Below are 16,295 nucleotides of genomic sequence, written 5' to 3' on the forward strand. Positions count from 1 at the left end.
TCGGGCAGAGCAGTCACTCCCGCCGGTGGTTCTGCCGGGCGGAAACCGGGTATCTCAGCCGCATGGCACGTGCGATCTGGAGCGGGTCCGTCTCCTTCGGACTGGTGAACATCCCGGTGGAGCTGTACAGCGCCACGCAGGACCACACGGTGCACTTCAACCAGTTCCAGCGCGGCACCTCCGACCGCATCCGGTACAAGCGCGTCAACGAGCGCACGGGCCGTGAGGTGCCCTACGACAAGATCGTGAAGGGCCACGAGGTCGACGACGGCGAGTACGTCGTCGTGGAGCAGGAGGAGCTCGACGACATCGCACCCGGCCGGTCGCGCACGCTCGACATCGAGGCGTTCGTGGACCTGGACGAGATCGACCCGGTGTTCTTCCAGAAGACGTACTGGCTCGGGCCGGCCAAGGAGGAGTTCTCCCGGCCGTACCTGCTGCTGGCGCAGGCGATGAAGAAGACGAACCGGGCCGGGATCGCGGTGTTCGTCATGCGCGGCAAGCAGTACCTGACCGCGCTCAAGGAGGAGAACGGCTTCCTCGCGGTGCACACGCTGTTCTTCGCCGACGAGATCCGCAGGCCGAAGGACGTGCTGGACGTGGCGCCGCAGGGCCGGGCACCGCGGGGCAAGGAGCTCGACATGGCGGTGTCGCTGGTCGAGTCGATGTCCGACGACTGGCGGCCGAAGGACTACCGCGACACCTACACCGAACGCGTCAACAAGCTGATCGAGGACAAGCAGAAGGGCCGCGAGGTCGTCGTCGAGGCCGAGCCCGAGGCCGCCACGGACGTCATGGACCTCATGGAGGCGTTGCAGCGCAGCGTCGAGGCGAGCAAGAAGAAGCGCAAGAAGGCCGGCTGACGCCGCTCACCGGCTGATCACCAGCGCCGTCGCGTTGTCCGTTCCACCCGCGTGCAGTGCCGCGCGCACGAGCCGGTCCGCCGACGCGTGCCCGGCCATGATTGCTTCAATCCCGCTGTGCCCCAACGGGCCGTAGACGCCGTCGGAGGCGAGCACGAGCCGCGGTGCACGGGTGGTGGCGCGGCCGATGTTCTGCGGCGTCGCGTGGCGCACGGTGTTGGTGACGACGTGCTCCAGTCGCCGCTCCGGCACCACGCCGCGCGCTCGGAAGTACTCGGCCACGGTGTGGTCGGTCGTCAGCTGCACGAGGTCTTCGCCGTCCGAGGCGTACGCACGGGCGTCGCCGGCCCAGGCGATGTCGAACCCGCCCTCGATGCGTGCGACGGCGACCACGATCACGGCGTCCCCGGTGTGCACCTGGAGTGCGGCACGTGCGGCGAACACGGCGGCGACCGGGTCGGTGAGCAGCGCGGCGGCCTGGGCGGCGGCGTGCGCGGCCTCGGCGGCCGCCACGGAGTCGCCGACGCCGTCCGCCAGGACGAAGGTGCGGCGGTGCGAGGCGTAGGCATCGGCGTTGTGGGTGCGCGGGCCGCGGTCGGACGAGCCGGTGACGGTCAGCGCGGTCCCGAGGGGCGTGGTGTGATCGATCAGCATGGCGACCTCCCTGCCTTCCAGTGAGCCCCGGTCGGCTGGGAGTCTGCTGTCAGCAGCCTGAGAAAAGCTCTAGAGTTCCGCCGCCCTGCGAAACCGGGTCGCACCGGCGCGAGCCGGCCCCGCCGGAACGCGGGGCCGGCCCTCACCACAGCTAGAGCCCGAACGCCAGGAGCACGTTGCCGTGCGGGTTCTCGAACTCCGGCCAGTAGCCGGAGTGCACGTAGACCATGCCGTCCGAGACGACCGCACCGCTGCCGGGTCCGGCCATGAAGCCGCCACGCCCGGTCACTCCGTTGACGCCGCGCACGTCCTGCACGGTGTCGTGCGTCCACAGGATCTGGCCGGTCTTCGCGCTGTAGGCGCGGAACTTGCCGTCACCCGCCCCCAGGTAGACCACGCCGGGTGTGCTGGTCACCGGAACGCCGTGGGCCCGTGCGCAGTTCGCCTGGCCCACCGCACCGCCGGTGGAGCAGCCGTCCTCCGGTGCCGCGGTCTCCCACAACACCTTGCCGGTCGCCGGGTCCACCGCGAACAGCTTCCCGGGATCGGCGAAGAACGTGGAGATGTACAACCGCTTGCCGTCGTAGCTCGACCCCCACTGGATGCCCGAGATGCCACCGCTGGGCAGCGGCACGCCGAGCTGCCTGCGCCACACGACCTGGCCGGTCTTCGCGTCGAACACGTGGTACACGCCCGACTTCTGGCCCACGCCGACGAGCTGCCGGCCGTCCACCGCGAACAGGTTCGGCGTCGCGCCGATGTCGTAGTCGAGGTTCGTGTTGTCCTTGAGCCCTGGGCAGTAGCCCTCGGCGTCGGGTTCATTGCAGACGCTGCGCCACGTGTCGGCATCGGTGACCTGGTTGGTCCACTTCACCCGGCCGGTGCGCACGTCCAGCGCGAGCAGCGAGTCGAACTCGCCGCCCTTGCCGGTGTAGTTCTGGCCGGTGCCGACGTAGAGCGTGCCGGTCCCGCGGTCGATCACCGGCGAGCTCCACACCCCGGCACCGGACGGTTCGAACCGCTTGGCTCCGTTGGGCCACGTGCCGACCTCGACCGGTTCCGGCACGGTGTGATGACGCCACACCAGCGCACCGGTGTCGATGTCGTAGGCGTCGACGTGGCCGCGGAACGTGCAGCACGGGTAGTCGCGCGGCATCGTGTTCTCACCGCTGGACGTGCCGACGTACACCAGTCCGTTGTGGACGATCGGTGAGCTGGTGAGCAGCGCGGCGACGTTGTCGTCGGTCTGCGCACGCCACACCTCGCGGCCGGTGCGCTGGTCGAGTGCGAACAGCCGGCCCGCGCTGTCACCGAAGAACACCTTGCCGTTCGACACCGTCGGACCGTCGGAGTTGAAGGCGTACCGGGGTGCCGACGGCAGTGCGAACTCCCACCTGGCCCGTCCGGTGCGGGCGTCACGGGCGTAGAACTTGCCGTCGGGGCCACCGAAGTAGATGGTGTCGCCGACGACGGCGGGCTGGCTGCGCGGGGTGTTGTAGTCACCCCGCTCGTAGGCGAACGCCCACTTCAGCTTGAGCTTCCCGACGTTGCCGGGGTTGATGCGCCACTCGGCGGCGTTGTGCCGGGAGCCGGCCAGGTCCTTCGTCCAGCCCGCCCAGTCACCGGACCGGTGCGCGTCGGCGGGAACCGCGGTCAGCACGACGAGCGCCGCGGATAACAGCGCTGTGGTCTTCAACATGGAATTTCCCCCTTCCACCACCACCTTGGCAGTGGCGGGAGGGGGACGGGATCCGCCGAAGGCCTCGACGCGACCGACGGAAGTAGGGTCCAGGACTAGCCGATCGGTTGATGCGTCACGACCGCGGGACGCGCGAGGCGGTCTTGCACGGGACGGCCCGTGACCGATGCGCCCCGGGTATCCGGCCGGACCCCCGCGACGCCCTCGCCCGGTTGCCGGCGGCCGTGCGCGAGCAGCACGTGCGGCCCTTCGCCGACGGGCGTGCGTGGCGCGTGCACCACCGCGGTGAGGTCGTGGCCGGCGAGTGCTCGGCCCGCGTCACGCCGTGGCCGGCCGGGGTGGCGGTCGCGGTGGCGGGTGCGCTCAGCACCAGGGCGAACACGACAGCGGCGGCCGACCTGCCGATCACGCCGGCTCTGCTCGCCGGGGACGTTGATGCCATGGGGTGATCTCAGCGCGTGAATGTGAGTCACCGGTGGGCGTTGTGTCACAGTTTCGCCACAGCTGCCTCGACACCGTCCAGCAGCACCGCCAGCCCGCGGCGGAAGTTCTCCACCGCGTCGTTCTCCAGGTACGGCAGCTCGGGGTCGGCCGCGGGTGGTTCGCGGTCGTTCTCCAGCAGGTGCAGCATCGGGAACCTGGTCGCCAGCTCCGGTTCGACCTCCATCAGCACCGCCGAGCGCGCGTACCACCACTCCTCGTCGGCCTCCCCGGTCGCGCTGCGGGCGGCGCGGGCCTCGGCGAGGGTCTGGGCGGCACCGCGCACGAAGTAGTTGATCGCGCCGACGATCCCGCGCAGCTCACGGCCGGGCAGCCCGGTCGGCACGAGGACCGCGGCGAGCGACTCGATCACGGCGAACTCGTGCGGGCCGAGCACCGGGCGGGCCTGCGACACCTGCAGCACCCACGGGTGGCGCCCGTAGAACTCCCACATGTCCTGCGCCCACCGCATGACGGCGGCACGCCAGCCGTCGGCGGTGTCGCAGGAGGTCGGCAGCTCGGCCATCGCCCGGTCGTACATGAGGTCGACCAGCTCGTTCTTGCCCGGCACGTACGTGTAGAGCGCCATCGCCGTGCGTCCGAGCCGGTCCCCGACCGCGCGCATGGACAACGCCGCCGTGCCGGCCTCGTCGGCGACCGCGATCGCGGCGTCGACGATCGCGTCCACGCTCAGCCCAGGTCGTGGGCCGGGGCGTTTCTCCTGCGCCGCCCCGGCACGCCACAGCAGCTCGATCGACCGGCGCGGGTCGCCCTGCCCTGCGTAGACGACCACCTTGCGACTCCTTACAACGTAAAGTAACCTCGCCAGTCCACACTTTACGGCATAAAGAATCACCGGGGGAAGAACTGCCATGAACGCTGTGGCCGACAGCCATGACGTCATCGAGGTCCGCGGGGCCAGGGAGAACAACCTCGCGGACGTGTCGCTCGACATCCCCAAACGCCGGCTGACCGTCTTCACCGGCGTCTCCGGCTCTGGCAAGTCCTCGCTGGTCTTCGGCACGATCGCGGCCGAGTCGCAGCGGATGATCAACGAGACCTACACCGCGTTCCTGCAGTCGTTCATGCCCTCGATCGGGCGCCCGGACGTGGACGCGCTGCGCAACCTGAGCGCGGCGATCATCGTCGACCAGGAGCGGATGGGGGCGAACTCCCGCTCGACGGTCGGCACCGCCACCGACGCGAACACCATGCTGCGCATCGTGTTCAGCCGGCTCGGGCAGCCGCACGCCGGCACGTCCGGCGCGTTCAGCTTCAACCTGCCCGAGGGCATGTGCCCGGCCTGCGAGGGCCTGGGCAAGGTCACCACGATCGACGTCGACGCGTTCGTGGACCGCTCGAAGTCGTTGAACGAGGGCGCGATCGACGCACCGAACTACGGCGTGGACAGCTGGTACTGGCGGGTGCTCGCGCACTCGGGGCTCTACTCCCCGGACAAGCCGATCGCCGAGTTCACCCAGCGGGAACTGGACGACTTCCTGCACAAGCCGACGACGAAGCTCGACATCGGCGGCACCAACGTCACGTACGAGGGTCTCGTCGTGAAGCTGCAGCGCACGATCCTGGCCAAGGACCGCGAGTCGATGCAGCCGCACGTGCGCGCGTTCGTCGACCGCGCGGTCACGTTCGCGACCTGCCCCGAATGCCGGGGCGCGCGGCTGAACGAGGCCGCGCTGAGCTCGAAGATCGGCGGGCTGAACATCGCCGACTGCTGCGCGATGCAGATCAGCGACCTGGCCCGGTTCGCGCACGGCCTCGACGACCCGTCGGTCGCGCCGCTCCTGGCCACGCTGCGGGGCACCCTCGACTCGCTGGTCGAGATCGGGCTGGGCTACCTGTCGCTGGACCGCGAGTCGGCCACGCTGTCCGGTGGCGAGTCGCAGCGCGTGAAGATGGTGCGGCACCTGGGTTCCTCGCTCACCGACATCACCTACGTGTTCGACGAGCCGACCGTCGGGCTGCACCCGCACGACATCCGGCGCATGAACGACCTGCTGCTGCGCCTGCGGGACAAGGGCAACACCGTCCTGGTCGTCGAGCACAAGCCGGAGACCATCGAGATCGCCGACCACGTGGTCGACCTCGGGCCCGGCGCCGGGGTCAACGGCGGCCACCTCTGCTACTCCGGTGACGTGGCCGGACTGCGGTCCTCCGGCACGCTGACCGGGCGGCACCTCGACCACCGGGCCAAGCTGCGTGCCGAGTTCCGCTCCCCCAAGGGGTTCCTCACCATCACCGGCGCGCGGTCGAACAACCTCAAGGACGTCTCGGTCGACCTCCCGCTCGGCGTGCTGACCGTGGTCACCGGTGTCGCCGGCTCGGGCAAGTCGTCGCTGATCCACGGGTCGCTGCGCAAGCGACCGGGCGTGGTGACGGTCGACCAGTCACCGATCCGCGGGTCGCGCCGGTCCAACCCCGCCACCTACACCGGTCTGCTCGACTCCGTGCGGACCGCGTTCGCCAGGGCCAACGGCGTGAAAGCGGCGTTGTTCAGCGCGAACTCCGAGGGCGCCTGCCCGCACTGCAAGGGCATCGGCCTCGTCTACACCGACCTCGCGATGATGGCCGGTGTCGCCACGGTGTGCGAGAAGTGCGAGGGCAAGCGGTTCACACCCGAGGTGCTGCGCTACACGTTGCGGGGCAAGAACATCAGCGACGTGCTCGCCATGCCGGTCGCGGAGGCGCGCGAGTTCTTCCCGTCCGGCCAGGCCCACGCCGTGCTCTCCCGCCTGCACGACGTCGGCCTGTCCTACCTCGCGCTGGGCCAGCCGCTGACCACGCTGTCCGGCGGGGAACGCCAACGGCTCAAGCTCGCCATCCACATGGCCGAGAAGGCCGCGACCTACGTGCTCGACGAACCCACCTCCGGCCTGCACCTCGCCGACGTCGACCAGCTGCTCGGCCTGCTCGACCAGCTGATCGACGCGGGCAACACGGTGATCGTCATCGAGCACCACCTGGCCGTGATGGCGCACGCCGACTGGATCGTCGACATGGGACCGGGCGCGGGCCACGACGGCGGCCGGGTCGTCTTCTCCGGCACGCCCGGAGACCTCGTCACCCAGGCCGACACGCTCACCGCGCGGCACCTGAGGGAGTACCTGGCATGAGCCTGCTGACCGTGACCGGGGTGACCCGCCTGACCCCGCGCACGACCCGCGTGACGTTCACCGGCGACGGGCTCGCCGACCTCGGCACGTGGCCCGACCAGCAGCTGAAGCTGTTGTTCCCCAAGCCCGGCGGCTCGGCGCAGGTGTCGGACGCCGCGGACGTCGGCACCTGGTACCAGGCCTACCTCGCCCTCCCCGAGGAGTCACGGCCGTGGATGCGCAGCTTCACCGTGCGCGCATTGGCCGACGGCGTGCTGACCGTGGACTTCGTGCTGCACGGCGACCACGGCCCGGCCGCGCGCTGGGCCGCGACCGCGCGGCCGGGTGACGTGCTCGGGCGGTTCGGACCCTCCCGCGACTACGCCCGGCCGCTCGGCACCGCAGACCTGCTGGTGTTCGCGGGCGACGAGACCGCGTTGCCCGCGATCGGGTCGTTGCTGGAGGTGCTGCCGCACGGGCAGCGGTTCCTGGCGTTCGCCGAGGTCGCCGACCCCGGCGAGGAACAGGACCTCCCCGGCGTGCGGTGGGTGCACCGCAGTGCCGGTGAGGACCTGGTCTCCGTGGTGCGACAGGTCGAGGTGCCCGGCTCGGTGTGGGTGTGGCTGGCCGGCGAGGCTTCCGCCGTCCGCGCGCTGCGCAGGCACTTCGTCGGCCTGGGAGTGTCCAAGGAGGACATCGAGTTCGCCGGCTACTGGCGGCGGGACCTCACCCAGGACGACGCCCCCACCGCCGACGACCTCGCCGAGGCGCAGGAACGGATCGCCGCGCTCAACGAGTGACCACGCCCTTGCGGAACTCCAGCAGGTGGCGCGAGCGGGTCAGCTCGACCACCCGGTCCAGCACCAGCCCGCTCGCGCCCGCGACCTGCTCCAGCTCCTCGACCCGCCGCTCCCGGCCACCGAAGTGCACCAGCATCACCAGGTCCATCTCGGTGGCGGCCCCCAGGCCCCCGACCGCCTCCACCACGAGCACCCGGCCGTCGTCCGGCATCGCTTCGGCACACCGCCGCAGAACGCGCTCGGCGTGCTCGTCGTCCCAGTCGTGCAGGACGTCGAACAGCAGGTACGCGTCGGCACCGGGCGGCAGCGGGTCGAAGAAGCTGCCCGCGGTGGCCTGGGCCCGCTCCCCCAGCGGTGCCAACGCCGTGCGCGCCGCGGCCACGTCGAGGTCCACGAGATGGCCGCGCACCCGCGGGTGGGCGGCGAGGATCGCGGCGAGCTGCCGGCCGGGACCACCGCCGACGTCCACGATCGTCGCGAACCGGGCCCAGTCGAAACCGGCGACGACCTGCGGCAGCTGCTCGCGGATGCGGAACGCCATCTGGCCGTCGAACGCCGCGCGCAGGTGCGGGTGGTCGTCCAGATCGGACCAGAAGTCCTGGCCGTAGCGCAGCGGGTAGGCCGGTTCGCCGGTCTTGACGCTGTGCAGCAGGTCGACGAACGCCAGGTCGGCGCGTCCGGCGGCGGTGCCGGCGTCCATCAGGTTCGCCAGGCCGTTGTCCGCGTCCCTGCGCAGGTGCGCGCCGAACGGGGTGGTGCGGTAGCCGCCGCCGGTGCGTTCGAGGACGCCGAGCGTCACGAGGTGGCCGAGCAGCAGGTCGAGGGCGAGCGGCGAGACGTCGAGCTCGGCGGCGAGCGGGCCGGCGTCGCGCGGTTCGGCCAGCAGGTCGGGCAGGCCGAGGGTGACCGCGACCCGCAGTGCCATCGGAGTGACGAGGTTGGCCATCTGTCGGAGCGTTCGCACGTCTGGTTCGTGTTCCACGAAGATCCACTCTGACACCCGCGGCAATCGAATTTCTGTCTGCACTGAAGCAATAGTGTGGAACGGCTGGTCGCTCCGGCGCCTACCGTGTGGGTATGAGGACCAACTGGGCCGGCAACGTCACGTTCTCCGCGGCCTCGGTCGTCACGCCCGAATCGGCAGACGACCTCCAGGCCGTGGTGCGCGGTGCCTCCGCCGTGCACGTCGTCGGGACCGGGCATTCGTTCAGCACGGTCGCCGACACGACCGGGACGCTGGTGTCGCTCGCCGCGATGCCGGACGAGTTCGAGGTGAGCGGGTCGACGGCGCGGGTGAGCGCGGGCATGACCCTCGCACAGCTGGCGCCGCGGCTCGAAGCCGAGGGTGTGGCGTTGCACACGATGCCGTCGTTGCCGCACATCACCGTCGCGGGTGCCGTCACGACGGCCACGCACGGTTCGGGTGCCCGTTCGCTGGCCGGTGCGGTGCGCGCGGTCGAGGTGATGCGCGGTGACGGGTCCGTGGTCTCGCTGACCTCGCCGGGCGCGGTGGTGTCGCTGGGCGGGCTGGGCGTCGTCACGGCGGTGGAGCTGGACGTGGTGCCGTCGTTCCAGGTGGAGCAGACGGTGTACGAGGACGTTCCGTGGACCACGTTCCTCGGGTCGCTGGACCAGATCTTCGACGGCGCGTACAGCGTGAGCGCGTTCCTCGACTGGCAGGGCGGCGCGACGCTGTGGGTGAAGCACCGCGTGGGCGACCCGTCGTACGCCTACCCGGGGCGCCCCGCGGACGGCCCGCGGCACCCGGTCGTGGGTCAGCCGCCGTCGCGGTGCACGGTGCAGGGCGGCGTGCCGGGGCCGTGGCACGAGCGGCTGCCGCACTTCCGCGCCGAGTTCACCCCGTCGGTCGGCGCCGAGCTGCAGACCGAGTACTTCGTGCCGCGCACCCGTGCGGTGACGGCGTTGCGGGCGCTGGCGGAGATGTCGACGGTGATCTCGCCGCTGGTGCAGGCCTGTGAGATCCGCACGATCTCCGCCGAGCCGCAGTGGCTGAGCCCCGCCCACGACCGCGACAGCCTCGCGATCCACTTCACGTGGGTGCCGGACACCCCTCGCGTGCTGGAACTGTTGCCGCGCCTGGAGGAGGCGGTCGCGCCGCGGCCGCACTGGGGCAAGCTCTTCACCGTGCCGCCGCCGTTGCTCGCCGCCCGCTACCCGCAGTGGGAGGCCTTCCGGGCGTTGCTGCGCGAACACGACCCGAAAGGCGTGTTCCGCAACGACTTCCTGACCCGCTACCTCGGGTCGACCGCGTCCAGCTGACGGCGCAGCAGGTCCGCCTCCGACCCGCGCAACCGGGTCAGCAGCCGCCGCGCCTCGTCCCACGAGGTGAACGCGCGGTCGTAGTCGCGGTCCTGGAACGCCCCCGCCAGCCCGATCAGCGCCCGCACCTCCCCCGCCCGGTCGCCCAAGCCGCGGAACGTCGTCAGCGCGCTCTCGAACGCCGTCACCGCGAGCTCGACGTCACCGCTGTCGAGCTGGAGGTTGCCCTGCGCCTCGCGCAGGCGGGCCCGCGACCGCCGGTCGGCCGGGTCCAGCGCCCCGAGCACCGCCTCCAGCTCGTCGTTCGCGGCGTCGGTGCCGTGTGCCTCGCGCTGGACCTGGGCGAGCTCGACGGCGATGTCGACGACGTCACCGGGCGACCCGAGCGTGAGGGCCTGGCGCAGGTGGCCTGCGGCGGACTCGTACTCGCGGGCCTGGGTGTGCAGGTAGGCGAGCTGCCGCAGCGCGGTCACCCGGTCGTCCGTGCCCAGCCACCCGGACTCCAGCGCGAGGCTGAGCAGGTCGAGTGCCTGGGCGAACTCGCCGCGGTCGACGCGCAGGGAGCCCAGCTCGAACGCCAGCTCCGCCGCCAGCACCGCGTCGGCGGCGCCCAGGACCTCCTGTGCGTCCTCGAAATGGGCCGTGGCGGCCTCGTAGTCGCCGGTGAGCAACGCGATCCGGGCGAGGTCGCGGTGCACGAGCGCGTGGTCGCGTGGCGCCGCCTCGGAGCTCAGCGCCAGGCCGAAGTCGGTGACCGCGGCGCCGAAGTCACCGGAGTCGCGGTGGATCGCGCCGAGCAGCCGGTAGGCCTGGTGCGCCTGGGTGGAGTGGCGCGGCACCCGGTTGAGCACGGCCTGCAGGTCGTCGCGCGCGTCGTCGAACCGCCCCAGCAGGTGGGCGAGCCGGCCGCGCAGGAGCAGGGAGTCGACCGGTCGTCCGGTGCTGCCGGCCGCACGGGTGGCGAGCGCGAACGCACCGCCGACGTCGCCCTGCCCGAGCAGCACGGACGCGGCGGCGACGAGCACCCGTTCCCAGCGCGCCCCCGCGCCCGGCAGCAGCCCGGCGACGGTGACGGCCAGGCCCGCGGCATCGGCCGAGGTGTAGACGAGCCGGACCGACGCGAGCTGACGCGGCCCGTCCGCCTCGGCCTCCACCACCGCGACGACCAGCCGGCCGGAGTCGAGCTGCGCCTGGTCGAGGATCTCCTGGATGCCCACCGACGGCCGTGCGGGCGGGTCGACGATCACGAAGTGCCGTGCCATCGACAGCTCGGCCAGCCGCCCCCGCACCGCCCGCACGCCCAGCGCGGCCAGCTCCTCGGTCAACCCGATGGCACGCTCGGACGTGCCGTGGACCAGCACGTCGTACCGGTATCCCTGGCGTTGCGAGCGGTTGCCACGTTCGCGCGCGGCGGAGACATAGGTGTCACGGGCGGACACGAGCACGTCGGCGTCCGCCAGGCCGTGTGCGAGCAACGCCGCGATGTTGTCCATGTAGTAGGAGACGGTGTCGGGGTTGCCGCTGCGTTCGTCGACGACCGCGATCTCCTCGCCGAAGCTCCAGTACGGCAGGTACGGCACGGTGGTGCGTTCGACCAGCCCCAGCTCGGGTTCGGCGTCACCGTTGTCGGCGGGCATCCAGCTGGAGTAGAGGCCGGCGAACTTCTCCGCGAGCACCGACCGCCACGACCGCGCCCGTTCGTACTCCTCCCGCCCGTCGAACCGCGAGACCACCGGCAGGTACAGCAACCCGGCCCGGTCGTAGGGCAGCTTGTCCCGCGCCACCGCCGCCCGCCGCGCGACGTCCAGCGTGCCGTCGAGGTTCTGCTGGTTCGGCGCCACGCACAGCACCAGCACCTCCGGCAGCTGCGCCGTGCAGATCCCGCCGATGTCGGTGATGCCGGTCCGCGAGTCGATCAGCACGTGGTCGAACTCCGCCGCCCACTCCTGCCGGATCTTCTCGAACCGCCACCCCAGGTCGTGGTGCGCGAACAGCTCAGGCCACGACAACGCCTGCGCTCGGTCCGCGTACGTCTCGTCCATCCGCCCCGCCGCGAGCAACGCCAGCCCCTCGGCCTCGGGCACCACCACCGGCGAGACGGCGTCGCGCCACTCCACCTCGCCCTCGACGACCTCCACCAGCCCCCGCGCCGGCGACTCCCGCAGGAACGGCCGGAAGTACTCGTGCAACCCCGGCGCGTCCAGGTCGAAGTCCACGCACAGCACCCGGTTGCCCCACCGCGCGAGCTGCACGGCCACGTTCGCGAGGCAGAACGAGCGGCCCACACCGCCCTTGTACGAGTAGAAGGTGACGATCACGCCGATCACAACCTGGGCAACGGGCCTGGGGGCAGCCCTGGCTTCAGCGGCGGGCGCACCACACGCCACTCGGGGTTCCACGGTGGCACTTCCTCGATGCGTTTGGCCACCTCTTCAGCCAATTTCTGCACAGCCGTGTAGAAGTGCTCGTACTGCGCCGACCGGCTGTACACCTCATACGCCAGCGGCTTGTTCCACGGGGTGAAGTCCCGCAACAACGTGGCCTGCGCCTCCGGCGGGAAGTGCTGCCCGTCCGCGAACCGCACCCCGATCACGAGGTGCCGCGGGTGGTCCGCCGTCCCGTACCCGAGCACCCGGTGCCGCGCCCACATGCTCTCCCACTCCGCCAGGCACCAGGCAGACCGGAAGTACGGCGGCGACAACACCGCCACCATCACCTTCGACCGCAACAACGCCCGCTCCAGGCTCTCCGGCCAGCTCGTGCCACCGTCCTGGTTCCAGTCCACGAAGATCCGCGGCTCGTCGGCCATCTCGTTGCCCAGCCACTCGCGCAGGGCCCGGTAGAAGTGCTCCCGGACCCACACGTCACCACCGCCGCTGCGCGTGTAGCTCAGGAAGACGTCCCACTCGTAGCCCACGCCATCAGATCGTGATCTCTCGACGGCGCATCACAAAACCGCGTCACTCTTCTGGCGCAACGGCTTCCGGGACCAGGTCGGGTGGAATCGCGGTGCAGCCGCGCAGCTCGCGCACCAGCGCGGACGCGACCAGCCAGCGGACGTCCGGGTCGTCGAAGGCCAGGTTGGCGGCCTCAGCGGTGCCCGGTGTGGACGTGCCGCCACGGTACAGCGCACCCCGCACGCCGGCGACGCGGAACTCCCGGACCCGGAACGCTACCGCGCCTCGGCGCATAGCGGGACACAGCCGCAGCGTGATCGCGACGCAGGGAACGCACACCGGTGGGTCGACCGTAGCCATCCCTTCCGGCCAGTCCGCCCAGTCGTTCCCGTGGTCGCGCAACAGCCAGAGGACGCCATCGCCGTTGCGGTCGGCCGGTCCGGCACAGACCTGGCAGAGGAGCCTGCGCATGGCGCGGCGCTGCCGCAGTGGGTGCACCTGACCGAACTCGGGCCTTCCAGCCCCGTGCCGCACGGCCGCTCGCATCCAGAGAACACCGCGTGCGTCTCTGTCGCCCATCACCTCGTCCGTGTAGCCGATTCCGATGCCGGGGCGCGCCACCAGCCTGTACGGCACCCGCCGCTCGCCGGTCCAGGCCGTGACGTAAGGGACGATGGCGCCGTTGTTCATCCGTGCTGCTCCCGCCTGCTTTTGCCTGTTCAGAGGCGGTCGTTGCGCCTCGACCGACAACGCTACGATCAGCCGCGGGCAAGCAGAACGGACCGCGGGTACGGGTTCGACCCGGCGGGATCAAGCAAAGGCAGGAGCGGTTCGCCGAACGTCTCGGGATCGACGTCAGCACCGTCCAAGGCTGGGAGTCTGGGCGGCGGCCGCTCACCGCGATGAACACCGGTGACTTCGTCCGCCTGTGCGCCCGGCTGCCCCGGCTCGGCGCTCCGCCGTCCACCGGCCGGCACCTCCGCACCGCGCTCGACGCCGATCTGGTCCTGTCGACGGGAATCACCGCCGGAGGCGCGTGGGTCGGAGCCGATGTGCACCCGCTCGCCGCGAGTGTGCACCACAAGACGCTCACCAACCTGATCACGTGGCCGTTCACCGGGCAGCTGCCGCCGGAGCTGGGTGTGTTCACCTCGAAGGTCGTCCGCCGCGGACCGGTCGCGCCCGGCCCGGTGCTGGCGGCCGGCGAACGCACCCGGTTCTTCGACCACCTGATGGCGGTGGCGGAACGCGCTGTCCAGCCGAGCGAGGCATTGCTGCGCCGCCAGGCGGTGTACCTGCTCAGCTTCGACCCGCGCGACGAGGTGATCGGCTGGCTGCGCGGTGAGTGGGAGACCGCGGGCCGCCGTCGGATCGTCGGCGGCAGTGTCACGGAACTGCTCGAAGCCCGCTCCGCGTCGGTCGCGCTCGCGTCGGCGGGCGACGGCCGGCACATCCACGACTTCGTCGCCCGCACCGCCAACACCCCTGCCGAACTGGCGAACCTCAACTACTGGGCCCATTGGATCGGCGAGCTCGGCGACGAGCAGACCGACGACACGTTCATGTTCGCCGAGGACACCAAGCCGTGGTCCGGGGCGCGGCTCTTCCACCACCTGGTGACACGTCTCGACCCGTCGTCGCCACACCTTCCGCTGAACCTGCACACGGTGCACACGCTCGTCTCCAGCCGTCCCGGTCTGCTGACCACCCGGCAGGCGGACCGCACCGCCCTCGGCACGGCACTGGACGCCCTCACCTCGACCGACGTCCTCACCCCCGACGGCCGCGCCCAGGCCGCCGGCCTTCACTACGCTCTGCGGATCGCCAACCGCTAAGGGGAGAACACCTGATGCCAGACGAACCCGCCGCCCTCGCCGCGTTCGGCTACGAGCTCGGGTTGCTCAAGCGCATCCGCCGCACCGGCTGGTGGCACGTCGGCGTGCGCGACCCGGAGTCGGTGGCGGAGCACAGCCTGCGGACCGCGCAGCTCGCCGCCCTGCTCGCCGCGGAGGAGGGAGCGAACCCCGAGCGTGCCGCGTTCCTGGCGCTTTGGCACGACACGCAGGAGACGCGGACCGGGGACATCCCGCACACCGCCACCAGGTACCTGACCAAGCCGGAGCCGCGTGACATCACCGCCGACCAGACGGACGCGCTGCCGGACGCTTCCCGCGGTGTGGTGCGGGAAGCGGTGGCCGAGTACGAGACGCGGCAGACTCCGGAAGCGTTGTGCGCCAAGGACGCGGACAAGCTGGAGATGCTGCTGCAGGCCGTCGAGTACCGCGACACCGGCTACCGGCGGGTCGACGGCTGGATCGACTCCGCGAGCAAGGGCCTCGCCACCGAGACGGCCCGGCGGGTGGCCGAAGCGGCCGTCAGCCTGTCCCCGCTGGCCTGGCGGGAGCGCTAGCCCCCGACCACCGCGTCACCCTTCCGGCGCAACGCCGCCAGTTCGGAGTCCGAGAACCCGTACGTCGTCACCACCGTCATCTTCGCACTGCTCACCACCAGCCCCGGCCCCCACTCGGCCACCACGACCCCGCGCTGGTGCGGCGACGTGAAGAACACCTCGCCGGACACTCCGAGGTCGACCTCCGCCGGCCAGAACAACGTCCGCCGGGCCTCACCGGGGTGGTACTCGTGCGCGAACTTCAGCTGGTGCAGGAACGTGATCCAGCCTTCGGTGATGTCGTCGTAGTAGTCGTCCCACTCCGGTGACGTGCCCTTCGGCGCGCGGGTGCACACGACCCGTGTGCCGCCGTCGACCGGTGAGAGCGCGAACGTGTCGTGTCCGTGCACGACCAGCGTGGTGCCGTCCTCTTGGGCGTTCTGGAAGTAGATCTGGTCGATCTCCGCGTCGAGCTCCGGCAGGTCCCAGCCGTGCCAGTGCCGCAGCTTGTCCTTGTCGCGGAACGACTGCCACACCTCCTCGACCGGGGCGGCGATGGTGATCTCGATCCGGACGCCTTCATCGCTCATCGGGGACTCCAGGGTGGCCCAGCGCGACCACCCGGTGGGGGCGGCCGGATTCGGTGTCGTACTTCAACGCGAGCTGCCGCACCGCTTCGGCCAGGTCGCTGGTGAACTCGTGGACGTCGCCGGGGGCGCCGAAGCGGACCGTGGTCTCGACGGTGAACGTGAGCAAGCGCTTTCCCGCATCGGCTGCCGCAGTGGACATCCGGTCGACCGACCGCGCCACCTCCTCCGCGACCGACACCAGGTGGGTCGCGGCGAACTGGTCCTGCACGTCCGCCGCCACCGAGCGGCCCGGCCGGGCGCGCAGCACGCGTTCGACGCAGCCGCGGCGCTGGCGCTCCTCGACCAGCTCGACCAGTCCGGCCTGTTCCAGGGCTCGCACGTGGTAGTTGACCCGTTGGCGGGGCAGGTCGAGCGCGGCCGCGAGCTGGGTCGCCGAGGCGGGCGAGGCCAGCAGCTCCAGCAGCGAGCGGCGCAACGGGGACAGCTCCACTCCCGGAACGGTGCCATTTGACAAAAGGATTTGTCAATACCGG

General features: G+C 71.2%; 16 protein-coding genes. 7 read left to right on the top strand and 9 right to left on the bottom strand.

The window, feature by feature from the left end; all coding sequences use genetic code 11:
- The first annotated feature begins 62 nt into the window (after window positions 1-62).
- The gene (locus tag ADL03_RS05240; protein ID WP_053732218.1) at window positions 63-863 is read left to right on the top strand and encodes a Ku protein; all 801 of its coding nucleotides are present in this window, start codon (window positions 63-65) and stop codon (window positions 861-863) included.
- 6 nt (window positions 864-869) lie between these two features.
- Here ADL03_RS05240 and ADL03_RS05245 read toward each other — a convergent pair whose 3' ends face one another.
- A complete protein-coding gene (locus ADL03_RS05245) occupies window positions 870-1,517 on the bottom strand; it encodes a PP2C family serine/threonine-protein phosphatase (RefSeq protein WP_063798470.1) in 648 nt (215 codons plus the stop codon).
- Between the two features lie 151 nt (window positions 1,518-1,668).
- A complete protein-coding gene (locus ADL03_RS05250; RefSeq protein ID WP_053732219.1) occupies window positions 1,669-3,216 on the bottom strand; it encodes a PQQ-binding-like beta-propeller repeat protein in 1,548 nt (515 codons plus the stop codon).
- A 224-nt stretch (window positions 3,217-3,440) separates the two neighbouring features.
- Here ADL03_RS05250 and ADL03_RS05255 point away from each other — a divergent pair, with 224 nt between their 5' ends.
- On the top strand, window positions 3,441-3,665 hold the full coding sequence (locus ADL03_RS05255; RefSeq protein WP_157528007.1) for a hypothetical protein: 225 nt from the start codon (window positions 3,441-3,443) through the stop codon (window positions 3,663-3,665).
- A 38-nt stretch (window positions 3,666-3,703) separates the two neighbouring features.
- On the opposite strand, the gene ADL03_RS05260 is transcribed toward ADL03_RS05255, so the two are convergent.
- A complete protein-coding gene (locus tag ADL03_RS05260; protein ID WP_053732221.1) occupies window positions 3,704-4,489 on the bottom strand; it encodes a TetR/AcrR family transcriptional regulator C-terminal domain-containing protein in 786 nt (261 codons plus the stop codon).
- Between the two features lie 79 nt (window positions 4,490-4,568).
- On the opposite strand from ADL03_RS05260, the gene ADL03_RS05265 reads away from it, so the two are divergent.
- Window positions 4,569-6,827: an excinuclease ABC subunit UvrA gene (locus tag ADL03_RS05265; RefSeq protein ID WP_053732222.1), complete on the top strand. Its 2,259-nt coding sequence runs from the start codon at window positions 4,569-4,571 to the stop codon at window positions 6,825-6,827.
- Entirely contained in the window at window positions 6,824-7,606 is a 783-nt protein-coding gene (locus tag ADL03_RS05270) for a siderophore-interacting protein (RefSeq protein ID WP_053732223.1), read from the top strand. The genes ADL03_RS05265 and ADL03_RS05270 overlap by 4 nt, the downstream gene beginning before the upstream one ends.
- Here ADL03_RS05270 and ADL03_RS05275 read toward each other — a convergent pair.
- Window positions 7,596-8,552 carry a methyltransferase gene (locus ADL03_RS05275; protein WP_053732224.1) on the bottom strand — a complete coding sequence of 319 codons (957 nt, stop codon included), beginning with the start codon at window positions 8,550-8,552 and terminating at the stop codon, window positions 7,596-7,598. The two genes, ADL03_RS05270 and ADL03_RS05275, sit on opposite strands and share 11 nt — an antisense overlap.
- 131 nt (window positions 8,553-8,683) lie before the next feature.
- On the opposite strand from ADL03_RS05275, the gene ADL03_RS05280 reads away from it, so the two are divergent.
- Window positions 8,684-9,886, top strand: a complete 1,203-nt coding sequence (locus tag ADL03_RS05280) for an FAD-binding protein (protein WP_053732225.1) — start codon at window positions 8,684-8,686, stop codon at window positions 9,884-9,886.
- On the opposite strand, the gene ADL03_RS05285 is transcribed toward ADL03_RS05280, so the two are convergent.
- Genes ADL03_RS05285 through ADL03_RS05295 form a run of 3 tightly spaced genes read right to left on the bottom strand, consistent with a single transcriptional unit; the run spans window position 9,859 to window position 13,473 of the window.
- A complete protein-coding gene (locus ADL03_RS05285; protein ID WP_197288100.1) occupies window positions 9,859-12,204 on the bottom strand; it encodes a KGGVGR-motif variant AAA ATPase in 2,346 nt (781 codons plus the stop codon). The two genes, ADL03_RS05280 and ADL03_RS05285, sit on opposite strands and share 28 nt — an antisense overlap.
- A 5-nt stretch (window positions 12,205-12,209) precedes the next feature.
- Window positions 12,210-12,803: a toll/interleukin-1 receptor domain-containing protein gene (locus tag ADL03_RS05290; protein WP_053732227.1), complete on the bottom strand. Its 594-nt coding sequence runs from the start codon at window positions 12,801-12,803 to the stop codon at window positions 12,210-12,212.
- A gap of 43 nt (window positions 12,804-12,846) precedes the next feature.
- Complete coding sequence (locus tag ADL03_RS05295; RefSeq protein ID WP_063798471.1) at window positions 12,847-13,473, bottom strand: hypothetical protein; 627 nt, start codon at window positions 13,471-13,473, stop codon at window positions 12,847-12,849.
- A gap of 212 nt (window positions 13,474-13,685) precedes the next feature.
- Between ADL03_RS05295 and ADL03_RS05300 the strand changes: the two genes are divergently transcribed.
- Both ADL03_RS05300 and ADL03_RS05305 read left to right on the top strand, forming a co-directional pair.
- Window positions 13,686-14,618, top strand: a complete 933-nt coding sequence (locus ADL03_RS05300; RefSeq protein WP_053732228.1) for a hypothetical protein — start codon at window positions 13,686-13,688, stop codon at window positions 14,616-14,618.
- 14 nt (window positions 14,619-14,632) lie between these two features.
- A complete protein-coding gene (locus ADL03_RS05305) occupies window positions 14,633-15,193 on the top strand; it encodes an HD family hydrolase (RefSeq protein ID WP_053732229.1) in 561 nt (186 codons plus the stop codon).
- On the opposite strand, the gene ADL03_RS05310 is transcribed toward ADL03_RS05305, so the two are convergent.
- Both ADL03_RS05310 and ADL03_RS05315 read right to left on the bottom strand, forming a co-directional pair.
- Window positions 15,190-15,762: an SRPBCC domain-containing protein gene (locus ADL03_RS05310; RefSeq protein WP_053732230.1), complete on the bottom strand. Its 573-nt coding sequence runs from the start codon at window positions 15,760-15,762 to the stop codon at window positions 15,190-15,192. The two genes, ADL03_RS05305 and ADL03_RS05310, sit on opposite strands and share 4 nt — an antisense overlap.
- Window positions 15,752-16,252, bottom strand: a complete 501-nt coding sequence (locus ADL03_RS05315) for a helix-turn-helix domain-containing protein (protein WP_197288101.1) — start codon at window positions 16,250-16,252, stop codon at window positions 15,752-15,754. Before ADL03_RS05315 ends, ADL03_RS05310 begins: the two co-directional genes overlap by 11 nt.
- Window positions 16,253-16,295: the final 43 nt, after the last annotated feature.

Origin of the sequence: Nocardia sp. NRRL S-836, from assembly GCF_001279525.1 — a bacterium.
Lineage (GTDB): Bacteria > Actinomycetota > Actinomycetes > Mycobacteriales > Pseudonocardiaceae > Lentzea.

What these genes read in the sequence shown, in the direction of transcription:
- ADL03_RS05275 (WP_053732224.1), bottom strand. Translation starts at nt 8,552, where the DNA reads ATGGCCAACCTCGTCACTCCGATGGCACTGCGGGTCGCGGTCACCCTC.
- ADL03_RS05280 (WP_053732225.1), top strand. Translation starts at nt 8,684, where the DNA reads ATGAGGACCAACTGGGCCGGCAACGTCACGTTCTCCGCGGCCTCGGTC.
- ADL03_RS05305 (WP_053732229.1), top strand. Translation starts at nt 14,633, where the DNA reads ATGCCAGACGAACCCGCCGCCCTCGCCGCGTTCGGCTACGAGCTCGGG.
- ADL03_RS05245 (WP_063798470.1), bottom strand. Translation starts at nt 1,517, where the DNA reads ATGCTGATCGATCACACCACGCCCCTCGGGACCGCGCTGACCGTCACC.
- ADL03_RS05270 (WP_053732223.1), top strand. Translation starts at nt 6,824, where the DNA reads ATGAGCCTGCTGACCGTGACCGGGGTGACCCGCCTGACCCCGCGCACG.
- ADL03_RS05295 (WP_063798471.1), bottom strand. Translation starts at nt 13,473, where the DNA reads ATGAACAACGGCGCCATCGTCCCTTACGTCACGGCCTGGACCGGCGAG.
- ADL03_RS05310 (WP_053732230.1), bottom strand. Translation starts at nt 15,762, where the DNA reads ATGAGCGATGAAGGCGTCCGGATCGAGATCACCATCGCCGCCCCGGTC.
- ADL03_RS05300 (WP_053732228.1), top strand. Translation starts at nt 13,686, where the DNA reads ATGAACACCGGTGACTTCGTCCGCCTGTGCGCCCGGCTGCCCCGGCTC.
- ADL03_RS05240 (WP_053732218.1), top strand. Translation starts at nt 63, where the DNA reads ATGGCACGTGCGATCTGGAGCGGGTCCGTCTCCTTCGGACTGGTGAAC.
- ADL03_RS05250 (WP_053732219.1), bottom strand. Translation starts at nt 3,216, where the DNA reads ATGTTGAAGACCACAGCGCTGTTATCCGCGGCGCTCGTCGTGCTGACC.
- ADL03_RS05265 (WP_053732222.1), top strand. Translation starts at nt 4,569, where the DNA reads ATGAACGCTGTGGCCGACAGCCATGACGTCATCGAGGTCCGCGGGGCC.